12 protein-coding genes and 1 pseudogene are annotated in these 15,365 nt (G+C 61.8%); 7 read left to right on the plus strand and 6 right to left on the minus strand.

Translation table 11 applies throughout. The annotated features are described in order from the left end of the window. Positions 1-176 precede the first annotated feature (176 nt). Complete coding sequence (locus CNQ84_RS12315) at positions 177-371, minus strand: hypothetical protein (RefSeq protein WP_065336158.1); 195 nt, start codon at positions 369-371, stop codon at positions 177-179. A 160-nt stretch (positions 372-531) separates the two neighbouring features. Here CNQ84_RS12315 and CNQ84_RS12320 point away from each other — a divergent pair, with 160 nt between their 5' ends. The 7 genes from CNQ84_RS12320 (at position 532) to CNQ84_RS12350 (ending at position 7,339) form a co-directional block, all read left to right on the plus strand. Then, entirely contained in the window at positions 532-999 is a 468-nt protein-coding gene (locus tag CNQ84_RS12320; RefSeq protein ID WP_096005162.1) for a PaaI family thioesterase, read from the plus strand. After that, positions 996-1,442, plus strand: a complete 447-nt coding sequence (locus CNQ84_RS12325; protein ID WP_096005163.1) for a PaaI family thioesterase — start codon at positions 996-998, stop codon at positions 1,440-1,442. Before CNQ84_RS12320 ends, CNQ84_RS12325 begins: the two co-directional genes overlap by 4 nt. Positions 1,443-1,471: 29 nt before the next feature. Continuing rightward, a complete protein-coding gene (locus CNQ84_RS12330; protein ID WP_096005164.1) occupies positions 1,472-2,443 on the plus strand; it encodes a hypothetical protein in 972 nt (323 codons plus the stop codon). A 98-nt stretch (positions 2,444-2,541) separates the two neighbouring features. After that, the gene (gene htpG / locus CNQ84_RS12335) at positions 2,542-4,446 is read left to right on the plus strand and encodes a molecular chaperone HtpG (RefSeq protein ID WP_096005165.1); all 1,905 of its coding nucleotides are present in this window, start codon (positions 2,542-2,544) and stop codon (positions 4,444-4,446) included. A gap of 100 nt (positions 4,447-4,546) precedes the next feature. After that, a complete protein-coding gene (locus CNQ84_RS12340; protein WP_096005166.1) occupies positions 4,547-5,332 on the plus strand; it encodes a dienelactone hydrolase family protein in 786 nt (261 codons plus the stop codon). A 122-nt stretch (positions 5,333-5,454) separates the two neighbouring features. Then, complete coding sequence (locus CNQ84_RS12345; RefSeq protein ID WP_096005167.1) at positions 5,455-6,804, plus strand: hypothetical protein; 1,350 nt, start codon at positions 5,455-5,457, stop codon at positions 6,802-6,804. 133 nt (positions 6,805-6,937) lie between these two features. Then, a complete protein-coding gene (locus tag CNQ84_RS12350; RefSeq protein ID WP_096005168.1) occupies positions 6,938-7,339 on the plus strand; it encodes a nuclear transport factor 2 family protein in 402 nt (133 codons plus the stop codon). A gap of 22 nt (positions 7,340-7,361) precedes the next feature. On the opposite strand, the gene cobA is transcribed toward CNQ84_RS12350, so the two are convergent. The 5 genes and pseudogenes from cobA to CNQ84_RS12375 form a co-directional block, all read right to left on the minus strand. Continuing rightward, on the minus strand, positions 7,362-8,120 hold the full coding sequence (gene cobA, locus CNQ84_RS12355) for a uroporphyrinogen-III C-methyltransferase (RefSeq protein ID WP_096005169.1): 759 nt from the start codon (positions 8,118-8,120) through the stop codon (positions 7,362-7,364). Between the two features lie 14 nt (positions 8,121-8,134). Continuing rightward, positions 8,135-10,831 (minus strand): nitrate reductase, encoded by a 2,697-nt coding sequence (locus tag CNQ84_RS12360; protein WP_096005170.1) that lies wholly within the window; start codon positions 10,829-10,831, stop codon positions 8,135-8,137. A 68-nt stretch (positions 10,832-10,899) separates the two neighbouring features. Beyond that, positions 10,900-12,102: pseudogene (locus CNQ84_RS12365) on the minus strand (NAD(P)/FAD-dependent oxidoreductase); the annotation flags it as partial. A gap of 255 nt (positions 12,103-12,357) precedes the next feature. Then, positions 12,358-14,025, minus strand: a complete 1,668-nt coding sequence (locus tag CNQ84_RS12370; RefSeq protein WP_096005172.1) for a bifunctional protein-serine/threonine kinase/phosphatase — start codon at positions 14,023-14,025, stop codon at positions 12,358-12,360. 3 nt (positions 14,026-14,028) lie between these two features. Beyond that, positions 14,029-15,240 (minus strand): nitrate/nitrite transporter, encoded by a 1,212-nt coding sequence (locus CNQ84_RS12375; protein ID WP_096005173.1) that lies wholly within the window; start codon positions 15,238-15,240, stop codon positions 14,029-14,031. Positions 15,241-15,365 lie beyond the last annotated feature (125 nt).

Below are 15,365 nucleotides of genomic sequence, written 5' to 3' on the forward strand. Positions count from 1 at the left end.
GCGTCCTGCATGTTGTCCATGGCATCAGACATGGACTCGCGGGCATCCTCCATCTTGTCTTCCGGGCTTTCCTGGCAGCCAGCCAGCAGACCTACGCCGGCCATCAGGACAACTGCTGCAGCTAGTTTTTTCATGGTGCTCTCCTTGACGAGTAAAGTCGGCGATCAGTCGCCTTGTTATTGCGCTTCTTCAGCTTTTTGCTCAATGGCTTCGCCGGTTTCTTCTACGGCATCACCGACGTTGTCGACCGCGTCGGACATGGATTCCTGGGCATTTTCCATCTTATCTTCAGGCTCTTGCTGACAACCTGCAGCAGCAAGCAGACCGGTGGTCAGCAGCAGGGCGGCGGCGATAGTCGTTTTCCGGGACATATGAACACTCCTTCAAAGCGGTTGATTCACTGCCTTAGTGCTGCGCCTTGCCCGTAAAGTTCAACATCTGGTCGACTTCTGGAGTCTAGTTCACGTTCTGGGTACTATGATGAGCCTTTGGCCTTGCCTTATCTGAACAGCGACTCCAAGCCTTTCCAATATGTCAGAAATAGAACTGCGCGCGCGCAATTTCCTGTCTGTGTTGCGGCACTGCCAGCACCTGCAGATGACCGTAGAGCAGGCCGATGAGCAGGGGCTCATCATCAAGCTGCCGTACAGCGACAATATCGTCGGCAACCCGGTTACTGGCGTCATACACGGCGGTGCCATCACCACCCTGATGGATACCTGCTGCGGTATCTCTACTGTCTGTTACCTGCCAGAGTTTGAGATCTGCCCGACCCTGGATTTGCGGATTGACTACATGCACCCGGCTGAACCGGGCAAGCCCATCTTTGGGTTTGCCGAGTGTTATCGCGTGACCCCTACAGTCATCTTTACCCGCGGTGTCGCCTATCAGGACGATCGCGCCGAACCTATCGCGCATGTTGTTGGTACCTTCATGCGCATGGGCAAGGCGGTAAACCCGGGCAGCCTGAAAGCGCATGGCGACGAGGAGGGGGCATGAGTCTAAGCGAGGAGCAGGTTCAGGACATCATCAGCCGTTCTCGCGAAACAGGTGACTATGGCGAGCTGGTAGAAGCCATTCCCTACGCGAAGATGATTGGCATGCAGGTCAAGCGCATGGGTAATGAGGCCTTCTTCTGCCTGCCCAGTGCGCAGAACAACATCGGCAATCCGGTCTTGCCCGCACTGCATGGCGGTGTCATTGCCGGTTTTATGGAGCAGTCGGCGATGCTGCACCTGATGATGTTCATGAACAGTGAGGTATTCCCCAAAATCATCGATTTCTCAGTAGATTACCTGCGCGCCGGGCTGTACCGTGATACCTATGCTACCTGCCAGGTATGGCGGCAGGGGCGGCGTGTCGGCAACGTTGCCATCACCGCCTGGCAAACCCGTTCCAGCGAGCCGATTGCCACGGCTCGGGCCCATTTCAAGCTGGATTGAACGCGAGCGCGACAGGAGTGCAGTCGGCGATGGAAGCCTTGTTGATTCTGGGTGGGGTGATCGGTTTTGTAGTGGCCTGGATTTGGCTGGTTTTTGGCAGCTTGCGTCTGGGTAGCCGAGCCTTACTGCTGGCTGTGTTGCTTCCGCTGGTAACGCCCTTTCTGCGCGACAGCGCCTTTGCTCGCCTGCCGCGTATATTGCTGCTTGCATCGCTGCTGTGTGTGGGTGGTGGTCTCTGGCTGCTGCAACAGCATCAACCAGAGCATTTTGCTCGTTTACTGTCTGGGCAATGGCACCAGCAAGTGCCCGCCGGTGAGTTGCAAGGCACGCTGATGGGCCAGCCGTTTGCGCCGGATAACGTGTATTGGCGTGGCGATCAACTGGTCTTTGCCGAGACCGCTGGCGAGCGCGTCCGCCGCTCCCTTGTGGTGCGTTTTGATGGCGCCACCCGTCTACTGCAAGGTACTGCAATCGATCTTTTGCCCGGCGACGATGGCCCCTGGCCGCAGATGGTGCTCCAGTGGTACACCGGCGCGTTGGCCTCACCCGGGTTGCGCCGTGTTGCTTCCGATTACAGCCTGAGTCTGTCTCTGGCGCCGCAGGGCAGAGATAGCGCCGACATGGTGGTACACCTGCATTTGCCTGCCGAGCACCGTACCCGGCTAACCGGACGGGTGACCCTGGCAGAGCGCCCAAGCTGGCTTGGACGTTCACTGACCAGCACCCAGCGCCCAGCACCGCCTCCGGAGCCAGCTGCGCCCACGCCGCCGCCCGCTGGCTGGCAGGAGGTCAGCTTGCTCGCCGTGTTGGATGAGCCGGAGCACTTTGTAGGTCAGCGGTTGCGGCTGGTAACCATCGCCGGTCGGGAGTACGAGGGGGTGCTCAAGGCGGTAACCAGCGAGCGCAGGTTGGTATTGGCGCTGCCCCAGGGCGCCAACCAGGTTGACTTTCAGTTTCATCCCGTCGACATCGCCTTGATCGAGGTACGACCGCGGATCTGACGCCAGGCCCTTGAAAGTATTTCAAATGTCCCCATCTCTGCTGCATTGCCAGAATCTGCTGGCTTGCCCTGAACAGCATCAAATGGAGACGCTTCGTTATGACCGTGGACGCTCATAAGGAAACCCTGGGATTCCAGACCGAGGTAAAGCAGCTGCTGCACCTCATGATTCACTCGATGTACTCGAACAAGGAAATCTTCCTCCGTGAACTGATTTCCAACGCCTCGGATGCCTCCGACAAGTTACGTTTCGAAGCCATTGCCCAGCCGCAGCTGCTGGAAGACCAGCCCGAGCTGCGTATCCGCGTCAGTGCCGACAGCAAGGCCAATACCCTGACCATCGAGGACAACGGCATCGGCATGTCCCGTCAGGAAGTCATCGACCACTTGGGCACCATTGCCAAGTCGGGTACCGCCGCCTTCATGCAGCAACTGACCGGAGACCAGAAAAAGGATTCCCAGCTGATCGGCCAGTTTGGCGTCGGCTTCTACAGCGCCTTTATCGTCGCTGATCGGGTGGAGGTGTTTACCCGTCGGGCGGGCCTCGCTGCCGCCGAAGGTGTGCACTGGGAGTCGGCAGGTGAGGGTGAGTTCACCATTGCCACTGTCGACAAGCCTGAGCGCGGTACCCGTATCGTGCTGCACCTCAAGCCGGCTGAAAGCGAGTTTGCCGACACCTTTCGTCTGCGCAACGTCATTACCAAATACTCCGATCATATCTCCCTGCCCATCGAGCTGCCCAAGCCGGCGGCGGGTGATGAGCAGCAGGCCGCTGCCGAGACCGAGTGGGAGAGCGTCAACCGCGCCAGCGCGCTCTGGACCCGTCCGCGTACCGAGGTCAAGGACGAGGAGTACAAGGAGTTCTACAAGCATGTTGCCCATGACTTTGAGGACCCGCTGAGCTGGAGCCACAACAAGGTCGAAGGCAAGCTCGAATACACCAGCCTGCTCTACGTGCCGGGCCGCGCCCCGTTTGACCTGTATCAGCGTGAAGCGCCGCGCGGGCTCAAACTCTATGTGCAACGCGTGTTCATCATGGACGATGCCGAGCAGTTTCTGCCGTTGTATCTGCGCTTTATCAAGGGCGTGGTGGACTCCAACGACCTGTCGCTGAACGTCTCGCGTGAGATCCTGCAGAAGGATCCGGCGATCGACAGCATGAAGTCCGCGCTGACCAAGCGTGTGCTGGACATGCTGGAGAAGATGGCGAAGAAAGAGCCTGAACAGTACGCGACCTTCTGGAAAGCCTTTGGCAGCGTCATGAAGGAAGGCCCGGCAGAGGATTACTCCAACCGCGAGAAGATTGCCGGCCTGTTGCGTTTTGCCTCCACCGCGCAGAGCGATGACAGCGAAGTGGTCAGCCTAGACGCGTATCTGGAGCGCATGGTTGAAGGCCAGGACAAGATCTACTACCTCACCGGCGAGCGTTATGCGCAGGTCAAGAACAGCCCGCACCTGGAAATCTTCCGCAAGAAGGGTATCGAAGTGCTGCTGTTGACCGACCGCATCGACGAGTGGCTGATGAGCCACCTGACCGAGTACCAGGGCAAGCAGTTTATCGACATCGCCCGTGGTGATCTGGACCTGGGCAAGCTCGAAGGCGACGAGGACAAGCAGGAGCAGGAAAAGGCCGCCGAGGCCAAGGCCGATCTGGTCAAGCGCATTCAGGAAGCGCTCAAGGAGCAGCTGCAGGAAGTACGCGTGTCGCACCGTCTGACTGATTCCCCGGCGGTGCTAGTGATCAACGAGGACGATATGGGGCTGCAGATGCGCCGCATCCTCGAGGCCAGCGGCCAGAAGGCGCCGGAAAGCAAACCGATCCTGGAGATCAATCCGGCTCACCCGCTGCTGGACAAGCTCGACAGCGAGCAGGATGAGGATCGCTTTGCCGATCTGAGCCACATTCTGTTCGACCAGGCGGCGCTGGCCGCTGGCGAAGCACTGCAGGACCCGGGTGCCTATGTTCGCCGCTTGAATGCACTGCTGGTTGAACTGAGCCGCTAAGCTGCCAGTTTGCGGTAACGCGTGAGCAAAAATGCCTGCCTTGTGCAGGCATTTTTGTTTCTGACGCTATGCTGGAGGGACATTTACGGAGGAAGCAACGATGAAACACCTATTGGGGGGAGTGGTAATGAGCACGCTGGCGGGTCTTGCACAGGCGGACATCACGGTTGAGCAGATGGACTACGAGATTGATGGCAAACCCTTTGAGGGCCGCCTGGTGTACGACGCCAGCGTGCAGGGGCCGCGGCCTGGTGTGCTGATGGTGCCCAACTGGATGGGGGTAACCGATGCGGCAGTGGAGAAGGCCAGTAAGGTGGCGGGCACCGATTATGTGGTGTTTGTGGCGGACATGTACGGTCGTGACATTCGCCCGGCCAACGCCGAGGAGGCCGGCGCCGCTGCCAGCACCGTGCGCGATGATCGCGCGCTGATGCGCACGCGCGTGAATGCCGCGCTGGACCTGCTGGCCGGTCAGGCTCAGGCACCGGTCACTAGCGGTCAGCTGGTTGCCATCGGCTTCTGTTTTGGTGGCGGCTCGGTGCTGGAGCTTGCGCGCTCGGGCACCGACCTCAAGGGCGTGGTGTCTTTCCACGGCAACCTGGACACCCCCAACCCGGCCGACGCAGCCAATATCAAGGCCCCAATCCTGGTACTGCACGGCGCCGATGATCCCTTCGTGCCGGAGCAGCAGGTCGCCGACTTTCAGGCCGAGATGCGCGGCGCTGGTGTGGACTGGCAACTGATCAGCTACGGTGGCGCGGTCCATTCTTTCTCCGATCCCTATGCCAACATGGCTGGCAAGGCCGAATATCACCCGGTGGTAGCCAAGCGCAGTTTTGCCGCCATGCAGCAGTTCTTTGATGAGGTGCTTGGCGACGCAGAATAACGGCAGGCTCTAGCGCGTCATCGACGACGCTGATGTTGGCGCGCTAGAGGGGCCGGCTGGGCATAATGCGGTGACACTCTCCGCGAGAGAGAACATAACAACAAGACAAAATGGAGACGGGTATGTCGCAACCTGAACAACCGGGCTGGCGTTGGGGGCCTTTTACCTTTCGTTTGCCGTTCTACCACTCAAAGCTCTGCTGGCCTGAGCTGGTTCAGGGGCTGCTGATTGCCGCCGCTACCGGCCTGTCGCTGGTGCCACTGATGACCAGCTTCTTCGGTTTGAGTTTTGAAGAGGCGGTAGCCGTCTCCATGATTCATTCGGCGCTGATTGCCTCGTCCATCATTGTGTTCGGTGAACCCTACGCCCCTGGCTGGATCACCCCGGCATTGCCATTGGTCCTCACCTTTGTGCTGGGCGGGTACGAGACACCTGACGAGCGCTTTCAGGCGATGGCGGCGATTTCGCTGGATTTTGCCCTGTTGCTGTTTTTGCTGGGCATCACCGGGCTGGGTAAGCGCTTTATTCTCTGGCTACCTGACACGCTCAAGGCGGGCATCATTCTTGGCGCGGCGATTGCGGCGCTGAAACGTGTACTTGTTGACGATGCCGAGCGTTTTCTGCTGCAGCAGCCAATCAGTACCACCATCGCCTGCGCCGTGTGCCTGATCTTCGCCTTCAGCATCCCCATGGCCAAATTGAAGGAAAAATACCGTTTCTTTGCCTTGCTTGGCGCCCTGGGCCTGCTACCCGGTTTCGTGCTGGCCGGCATTATCGGGCCGATGGTAGGCGAGGTAAACTATGACATCCAATGGGGCATTCTGATTCCGCCGCTGGGCGACGCCTGGGCCAAGGTCTCACCCTTTGCCATTGGCTGGCCAAGCATGGAAATGTTTATCCAGGGCATGCCGCTGGCGCTGATTACCTACGTGATTCTGTTTGGCGACTTGGTCACCGGCAACGAGGTTATCCGCGAAGGGCTGGAAACACGCCAGGATGAACACATCGACATTAATCCGACCCGCTCGCACATCTCGCTGGCCATCCGTAACGCGCTGATGGGCATCAGTGCACCGTTCTTCCCGACTCAGGGCGCGCTCTGGACCGGTGTGCACGTGATCATCATGCAGCGCTGGAAGCAGGGCAAGCAGGCGATGGACAGCATCCACAGCGGCCTGGCGTCCTATTACCTGATGGGGCTGCCGATCCTGTTCTTCCTGCTGCCGCTACTGACCGGGCTCAAGCCGCTGCTGGGCATTGCGCTGTCGCTCACGCTGGTGCTGACCGGGTTTGCCTGTGCCTATATCGCCATGGCCATCCCGAAAAACAACACGTCTCGGGGCGCGGTGGTACTTATTGGCGCGTCCTTGGCGTTCTTCGAGCCCTGGGTGGGCCTGCTGATCGGTATTCTGGCTACCGTTGTACTGGTGGGCTGGGATCGTAATCTTGACCCGATTCCGCACGAAGATTGAGCAGCCAGGAAGCCGGCCCCTGCGCCGGCTTCCTGGCCATGTTGCACGCGATTCAGCTGCTGAATCTCCCTTGTCGCTGCTATGCCAGGCGGCGAACAATGGCAGCCCATACGAACAACGATAAGGAACAGCAATGAGCAGTGTAGTGGAGCGGTGGCACAAGGTTGTTGAGGCGCAAGATCCAAGCGGTCTGGCGGATCTGCTGGCGGACGACGTTGTGTTTCATTCGCCGGTGGTGCACACGCCGCAGGTGGGCAAGGCGATTACCACGCTGTATCTGTCGGCCGCCTTTAAAACGCTGAACGCGCCGGGGCACTTCAAATACCTGCGTGAGGTCGTTGACGGCAACAACGCGGTACTGGAGTTTCAGACCATCATCGACGGCATCACCATCAATGGCATCGACATGATCCAGTGGAACGCCGACGGCAAAATCGTCGACTTCAAGGTCATGGTGCGCCCGCTGAAAGCGGTCAACGCCATTCACGCGGCCATGGGGCGTATGCTCGAAGCGCTCAAGCCGGCCAAGGCCTGAGCAGCAGCCCGTCCCGCGCGCCTTAGCCTGTCAACTGCGACGGTTCGCTGTGTGACTGGATCAGCTCGGCGGCATTGACCACCTCACCAATCACCAGCACCGCCGGGCTTTTCAGTTTGAAGGCAGAGGCGGCAGCGCAGAGCTGAGATAGCTGGCAGGCGTGTTGCCGCTGGTTTGGTGTGCTGGCGTTTTCAATCATGGCGACTGGCATGTCGGCTGGCATGCCTCCGGCCATAAGGCCTTGCTGAATCTGCTGCAAGCGGGCGACGCCCATGTAGACCACCAGGGTGGTGCCACCGGCGGCCAGGCCGGCCCAGTTCAGTTCGCTGTCGTCCTGCGTATGGGCCGTAATTAGCGTCACGCCGCGGCTGACGCCGCGCAATGTCAGCGGAATGTTGCATTGGGTGGCGCCGGCCAGACCGGCGGTAATACCGTTGACGATACCTGCCTCGACACCGCGCTCGCGCAACCACTGGGCTTCTTCACCGGCCCGGCCGAAGATGCAGGGATCACCGCCCTTGAGGCGCACCAGGCGTTTACCCTGGCGCCCGTAGCGCAGCATCAGGCGGTTGATGAAGGCCTGCGGGGTGGAGCGGCAGCCGCCGCGCTTACCGACACGAATCAGCCGCGCCTGCGGGCAGTGCTGCAGAATCTCGGGATTGACCAGGTCATCCACCATCACCACCTCGGCATCCGCCAATAGGCGTGCCGCCTTGAGGGTGAGCAATTCCGGGTCGCCGGGGCCGGCTCCAATCAGCCAAACATTGGGTGTGCTGTTCATCAGTTTCTCCTGCATCAGACGGGGACTGCGGTCGTGGCCAGCAGTTGCTTTATTTCTGGAACGCAGGAGCCGCACTGGGTGCCGCAACCGAGTTCGCGCTTCAAGTCGTCCAGCCGCATGCCTTGCTCGATGCCAGTGCAGATGCGGCTGTGGCTGACGTTCATACAATTGCAAATGGTTTTGTCGCTGGCGGCCGCGCTGGCACCGGGTGGCGTGGCGACGGGAGCCAGCAGCCAGCGACGCAGGTCGGTGACGTCGCTGCCGTCTTGCCAGAGTGTGCGGAGCCAGTCGCGGGCCTGGGTCTCGCCGCTGAGGCGTAAGGCGACGATGCGCTGGTCGTCTAGCACAATGCGTTTGCTGTTCTGCCGCGCGCTGTCTTCCAGGCTCAATGCCTGCGGGCTGTCTAGTCCACAAGCCTGGTCCAGTTGACGCAGCAACGCGGCGTCGGGCGCCTGGGCAGCGGCGGCGCGCAGCAGAACCGCAGGGCGCTCGCGGCCAACCAGGCCAATGCTCAGGTAGTCGAATGATTCAGCCAGCTCGCGCAGGCGAGCAAAGCGTTGCTGCACATCACCTTCTACCAGTACAAACAGTTGCCAGGGCAGCTCGGCGCAGGTGACCTGTACGGCGGCCTGTTTAAGTTCCGGTTGCTTGGACAGCGGGTCGTGGTTGCTGAGGGTCAGGCGGTTGCTGCCCAGACCCTTGAGAAAACGGTTGCCCCAGTGCATCGGCAAAAAGCTTTCGCCGGGGCGCAGCTGGCTGTCGGCTTGCGCCGGCAAGATCAGGCTGCCGCGGCGGCTGCTGAGGGTCACGAGGTCGCCCTCGGTTAGCCCGCGCTGCTGCATGTCCTGCGGGTGCATGGCCAACTGGGCGCGTTCCACGTGACCGAACAGCTGGGCGGCGGTGCCGGTGCGGCTCATGCCGTGCCACTGGTCGCGCAGGCGGCCGGTGTTGAGCACCAACGGATAGGCGCTGTCGACGGGCTCGCTGAGCGGGCGATGGGCTTCGGCAACAAAGTGAGCGCGGCCATCGGCGGTGGCAAAGCGGCCATCGGTATACAGCCGTGCGGTGCCCTGGCGGCTGCTCGCCGGGAAGGGCCATTGCTGTGGGCCCAGCTCATCAATCAGCGCATGACTCAGGCCGCTGTAGTCCAGGTCGCGACCGGCGGTCAGGCCCTTGTATTCGTCAAACAGCTCGGCCGGCCGGGTAAAGGCAAATTGACTGGGTTGGCCTGGGCGCAGTTTATGCTCCAGCCTGCGGGCAAAGTCGCAGACGATATCCCAGTCGGCGCGAGCACTGCCGGGCGCCGGAATTGCGGGCCGTACATGGCTGATGCGACGCTCGGAGTTGGTCACGCTGCCTTCCTTCTCGCCCCAGCTGGCGGCGGGCAGCAGCAGGTCGGCATAGTGGCAGGTCTCGGTGGTGCTGAAGGCTTCCTGCACGATGACGAAGGGACACAGGCTTAGCGCCTGGTGGATCAGTTGCTGATCCGGCATGGATTGAGCCGGGTTGGTGCAGGCGATCCAGAGGGCTTTGATGCGGCCGTCGCGCACTGCCTCGAACAGCTCGATGGCGCTCAGCCCGGGTTGGTCTGGCAGATCGGCAACGCCCCAATAGTCAGCAACCTCGCGGCGATGCTCGGCATTGGCGGCGTCCCGGTGACCGGGCAGCAGGTTAGACAGGCTGCCGGTTTCGCGGCCACCCATGGCATTGGGCTGGCCGGTCAGCGAGAAGGGACCGGAGCCGACTTTGCCGATCTGGCCGGTGGCCAGATGCAGGTTGATTAGCGCGTTGTTCTTGGCGCTGCCGGCGCTGGATTGGTTCAGGCCCATGCACCACAGCGAGAGAAAGCTGTCGGCGTTGCCGATCAGCTCGGCTGCCTGACGCAGGTCTGCCTCGCTGATATCGCACAGTGTCGCGACGCGGGCCGGTGGGTAGTCCTGCACCAGTGTTTGCAGCGCCGCAAAGCCGTCGGTATGGGCCTCGATAAATCTGTGATCGACGTGGCCATTTTCCAGTAGCAGATGCAGCAGGCCATGAAACAGGGCGACGTCGCTGCCGGGGCGCAGCGGCAGGTGCAGGTCGGCGACGTCGCAGGTGTCGGTGCGACGTGGATCGATGACGATGACCTTCTGCGCCGGGTTGGCCTCGCGGGCGGCCTCCAGGCGGCGGAACAGGACCGGGTGGGCATAGGCCATGTTGCTGCCGGCAATCAGCAGGCAGTTGCTCTGTTCTATGTCTTCATACGAGCAGGGCGGTGCGTCGGCGCCCAGGCTGCGCTTGTAGCCGACTACCGCACTGGACATGCACAGGCGCGAGTTGCTGTCGATGTTGTTGGTGCCGATCAGCGCCCGGGCCAACTTGTTGAAGCTGTAGTAATCCTCGGTCAGCAACTGGCCGGAGATGTAGAAAGCCACGCTATCCGGGCCGTGCTCGGCAATGGTGCGGGCAAAAACTTCCGCTGCGTGACCCAGGGCGCTGTCCCAGTCGGTGCGGCTGCGCGCCATACTTTTACCTAGGCGAAGTTCCGGATGCAGGGCGCGTGCCGCCAGGTCGCCGGTCAGGTGCAGGGTTGAGCCTTTGCTGCACAGGCGGCCGAGATTGGCCGGGTGCGCCGGGTCGCCCTTGACGTTGTGGATGTGCTGGCCGTCGTGCTCGATCAGCACGCCACAACCGACGCCGCAGTAGCAGCAGGTAGAGGCGGTCTGCTTCATGACGCCAGCCTCCGCTCGAGCATCGGCAGATCGGGATCTGCGGCGGCTTCAATGGCGCTGCTGGCAAGCGCCTCGCCGAACATCAGCAGATCGCGTTGTGCCGCGAGGCGCTGACCGCTGCGTACCAGCTCGATGTACCAGCTGCTATCGCGGGTGTCCCCGTACAGGCAGGCGCCGACCAACACGTCATCGCGAATCACCAGTTTGCGGTAACTGCCGCTCTGCGGATCGCGCAGGGTGACGATGTCGCAGCTGTCGTCCCCCATAAAGTCGCCGGCCGAGAACAGGTCAATACCGGTCACCTTGAGTTTGGTCGAGGTGACCGACCCCAGATAGCGACCATAGCCGAGCATGGCGAGATGATTGGCGCATACTTTGGCCTGCTCGAATAGCGGCGCGACCAGGCCGTAAGCGATGCCGCGGTGCTGCGCACATTCGCCAATGGCGTAGATGCGCGGATCAAAGGTTTGCAGGGTATCGTTGACCAGAATACCCCTGTCGCAGGCCAGGCCGGCCTCCACCGCAATGTCGGTGGCTGGCCGGATCCCTGCGGCCATCACCACCAGATCAGCCGGGATCTGTGTGCCGTGCCTGAAAGCAACCGCGCAAACACGGCCGGTGCTGTCACTGAGCAGCTGTTCGGTGTGGTGCTGCAGGGCAAAGCGTATGCCGCGTGCTTCCAGAGCCTGCTGCAGCAACTGGCCGGCGGTTTCATCCAGTTGGCGGTCCAGCAGCCACTTGCCAACGTGCACAACGGTGACGTCCATGCCGCGCTGGCGCAGGCCATTGGCCGCCTCCAGCCCCAGCAGGCCGCCGCCGATGACCACAGCATGGCGATGGGTCAGGGCGGTTCTCATCATCTGCCGGGTATGGCCGATGTCGCGGTACCCGATAACACCGTGCAGATCGTTGCCCGGTACTGGCAGCATGAACGGGTTGGAGCCTGTTGCCAGCAGCAGGCGGTCATACGCGGCTTCGGTGCCGTCTTCGGCCATCACGCGACGGGTGACGCGATTGATGCGTGTGACGCGTTTGCCCAGATGCAGCGTGATGCCATGCTGGCGGTACCAGTCCAGGTCATTGAGCACGATGTCGGCAAACGCCTGTTCGCCGGCAAGTACCGGCGACAGCATGATGCGGTTGTAGTTGGGGTGCGGCTCTGCGCCAAACACGGTGATCTCGTACAGATCAGGGGTCAGCTTCAGCAGCTCTTCGAGCGTACGAATGCCGGCCATGCCGTTGCCAATCAGTACCAGTTTCAGTTTACGCATGGTGACGCTCTTTACCGGGCGGAAAACAAAAAAGGCGTCCCGGCCGCGTGAGCAGCAGGGACGCCTTTGTCCGAATGTGCGATGTAAGGGCGGGCTTGCAGTCAGCCACGACCTGTTGTGTTGATCTCTTTAAAGCAGGTCTCGTGCCATATTTGTTATTGCTTGTATATCATGCGCTTACGACTGTTATCTAAATCTGACCGGACTGTTCTGTGCACAGGCATGCAGCGTGGCTGCACCGGGTTGGGGCGCAACCTACGAGGATAGCCACTGCACCAGCAGTACCAGATTCGCTGCGAGAGAGGCGGCGGCCACCCAGCGCCAGAACACCAGCGGATGGCGCTCCAGCAACGGTTGGCTGCGGTTGATCAGCGGGCGCTGGTCACCTGCTTCCATTTCCAGCAGCCATTGTTCTGCCGTTTCCAGTCGTTTGCCCGGCTCGACCGCCACCGCGCGCAACAGCAGGTCATCCAGCCAGGGGGGGATATCCGGGCGATAGCGACTGGCGGGGGCCGGCTGGTTGAATCGCGGCCGTTGAAACGCTTCGACCTCGCCGTAGGGGTAGTGTCCGGTCAGCAGGTAGTAGAGGGTCACGCCGCAGGCATAGATATCCTGCGCCGGGGTGGGCGCGGCGCCCTCCAGGGTTTCCGGTGCCATGTAGCTGGGCGTGCCGGCGGCGCTGACTCGGTTGGCGTTCGACAGGCCCGGGCAATAGCACAGGCCAAAGTCCAAGAGGCGCAGGCGCTCATCGTCGCCCAGCAGCAAATTGTCCGGTTTGATGTCGCAGTGAATCAGGTTGCGCTGATGCAGCTTGCCGACCGCACGCAGTAACTGGGTGGCCAGGGTGCGACAGGTAGGAATGCTCAACAGCCCGTGCTGGCGCTTGCGCTCTTCAAGGCTCTGCCCCGGGTATTCTCGCATGACGTAGTACAGGTGTCGGCGCTGCGGCAGTGGATGCAGTTCAGGGACAAAGTCGCCAGCGACGCGGCGCATGAACCACTCCTCCAGCACCAGTGCCTGCCGCGCCGCGTCATCATTTTGCAAAGCCGGTGGCAAGGTTTTCATCAGCCAGGTTTGTTGCAGCGGATCGCGCACCCGATAGACCATCGACTGACGCGACTCGGCACGGACACCGACCAGGTCCCAGCCTTCAAACGGTTTTCCGGCTTGCAGGCGCGGCGGCAACGCGCGCTCATCCAACGGGGCTAGCGCTTCGCCCAGCGTGCTGTCGGGCAGCGCATCAACCCGGACCAGCAGGGCGCTGGCGTTGTCCTGACTGCCCCGTTGCAGGGCAAGCTTGAGCAACTGCTGGCACCCTTGCTCGAACGGGTGCTGCCGCAGGCAGCTCAACAGGTCTGCGTCCTGCAACGCTGCCCAGACACCGTCGCTGACGATCAGTAGCTGGTCATTCAGGTGCAGCGCGCCGTCGCTGTAATCGATCAATAGATGCTCGTCCAGGCCCATGGCGCGCTTGAGCACATGATCCATGCCCGGGTGCTCCCAGACGTGGTCCTGGGTCAGCCTGCGCAGCTTGCCGTCACGCAGCAGGTAGGCCCGGCAGTCACCGACATGCGCGAGGAAATACCGACGCCCGCGTAGCACCAGCGCGGTGAGCGTGGTCAATAGCGGCTGTCCGCCACCATTGGCGCGCAGCCAGCGGTTGTGGGCGGTCAGCAGTTTGTCCAGCGCCTGTGGCACCGCCCAGGTTTCCGGTGTGGCGTAGTAGTCCAGGGCCAGTGCCTGCAGCGTGGCCTGGGCAGCCAGCGCACCATCGGCGCACTGGCTGACCCCGTCGGCCACTGCCAGCAGATGCCCCTTGCTGGCAGCCAGCGGGGCGGCTGGTGTGACCACCCGGATGGCGTCCTGATTCTGCTGGCGAGGCCCCGTGTCGCTGGCCTCGCTGATGCTCAGTTGCAGCGCCATGGCTCAGATCCGGGCGGAGGACAGACTGGAGGCGCCCCAGGTGGTGCGCCAGCGGCGTTTGACGTTATACAGTCCAACCCAGGCCAGCAGCCCCAGCCAGGCAAACAACCACAGTCCAAGCTGGTAGTCACCGGTGTGCTGCTTGATGGTGCCCAGTCCGGCGGCAAGGATAAAACCGCCTACGCCGCCGGCCATGCCGATCAGTCCGGTCATGACGCCAATCTCCCGAAAGAAGCGCTGGGGCACCAGTTGAAAGACCGCACCATTGCCGGTGCCCAATCCCAGCATGGCTGCGACAAAAAATGCCAGGGCGGCCCAGGAACTGGGCAGGTTGAAGCCAACCACAGCGATACAGATGGCAGCGATACCGTACATGTAGAGCAACGCGCGGATGCCGCCAATGCGGTCGGCAAGCGCGCCGCCGAGCGGACGCATAAGGCTGCCCGCCATCACGCAGGCGGCGGTGTAGTAACCGGCGGTTACTGGGTTGAGCCCATACTGGTCACTGAAGTAGCCCGGCAGCGCGCTGGCCAGACCAATAAAACCGCCGAAGGTCACGCTGTAGAAAAACATGAACCACCAGCTGTCCACATCCCGCAGGGCTTGGGCGTAGTCCGCCAGGGCCTTGGGGGCAGGCCGGCTCGGGGCGTTGCGCGCCAACAATATGAAGACGATCAGCGTGATGCCGAGCGGAATCAGCGCCAGGCCGAATACGTTCTGCCAGCCAAACAGGTAGGCCAGCCCGGGCGCAAAAATGGCTGCCAGCACGGTGCCCGAATTCCCTGCGCCGGCGATCCCCATCGCCTTGCCCTGGTGCTCGGGCGGATACCACTGTGAGGCAAGCGGCAGCGCTACAGCAAAGGAGGCGCCGGCAAATCCCAGGCCCAGGCCCAGCATCAGGGTATGTTCATAGCTGCTGACACCCAGTTGCCAGGCGGCCAGCAGGGTGACAATGACAACGGTCTGGCCAATGATGCCAGCGGTTTTGGGGGAGAGCCGGTCCGCCATGAACCCCAGCAGCAAACGCAGCAGTGCGCCGGCGAGGATGGGTGTCGCCACCATAATGCCCCGTTCCTGTGCGCTCAGATCCAGATCGGTGGCAATCTGCACCGCGAGAGGGCCAAGCAGATACCAGACCATAAAGCTCAGATCGAAGTACAAAAAGGCTGAGAAGAGGGTTGGCGTGTGGCCGGCTTTCCAGAAACTGCTGTGCATGCTGTCTTCCTTTGCGGGCCCGGACGGGGCGCTGCGCCGCGTCCAGGCTCTGTTTCAGGCATAAAAAAAGCGCCGCCCCCGGCAACCGACCTGAGTCGGGCTGGGGGAGACGCCATTGTCTATGT

Origin of the sequence: Pseudomonas abyssi (genome assembly GCF_002307495.1) — a bacterium.
GTDB lineage: Bacteria > Pseudomonadota > Gammaproteobacteria > Pseudomonadales > Pseudomonadaceae > Halopseudomonas > Halopseudomonas abyssi.

Bases quoted from the DNA above. Each gene is read 5' to 3' on its own strand.
- CNQ84_RS12370 (WP_096005172.1), bottom strand. From the start codon at position 14,025: ATGGCGCTGCAACTGAGCATCAGCGAGGCCAGCGACACGGGGCCTCGC.
- CNQ84_RS12315 (WP_065336158.1), bottom strand. From the start codon at position 371: ATGTCCCGGAAAACGACTATCGCCGCCGCCCTGCTGCTGACCACCGGT.
- CNQ84_RS12325 (WP_096005163.1), top strand. From the start codon at position 996: ATGAGTCTAAGCGAGGAGCAGGTTCAGGACATCATCAGCCGTTCTCGC.
- CNQ84_RS12375 (WP_096005173.1), bottom strand. From the start codon at position 15,240: ATGCACAGCAGTTTCTGGAAAGCCGGCCACACGCCAACCCTCTTCTCA.
- CNQ84_RS12320 (WP_096005162.1), top strand. From the start codon at position 532: ATGTCAGAAATAGAACTGCGCGCGCGCAATTTCCTGTCTGTGTTGCGG.
- CNQ84_RS12340 (WP_096005166.1), top strand. From the start codon at position 4,547: ATGAAACACCTATTGGGGGGAGTGGTAATGAGCACGCTGGCGGGTCTT.
- CNQ84_RS12350 (WP_096005168.1), top strand. From the start codon at position 6,938: ATGAGCAGTGTAGTGGAGCGGTGGCACAAGGTTGTTGAGGCGCAAGAT.
- CNQ84_RS12345 (WP_096005167.1), top strand. From the start codon at position 5,455: ATGTCGCAACCTGAACAACCGGGCTGGCGTTGGGGGCCTTTTACCTTT.
- htpG (WP_096005165.1), top strand. From the start codon at position 2,542: ATGACCGTGGACGCTCATAAGGAAACCCTGGGATTCCAGACCGAGGTA.
- CNQ84_RS12360 (WP_096005170.1), bottom strand. From the start codon at position 10,831: ATGAAGCAGACCGCCTCTACCTGCTGCTACTGCGGCGTCGGTTGTGGC.
- cobA (WP_096005169.1), bottom strand. From the start codon at position 8,120: ATGAACAGCACACCCAATGTTTGGCTGATTGGAGCCGGCCCCGGCGAC.
- CNQ84_RS12330 (WP_096005164.1), top strand. From the start codon at position 1,472: ATGGAAGCCTTGTTGATTCTGGGTGGGGTGATCGGTTTTGTAGTGGCC.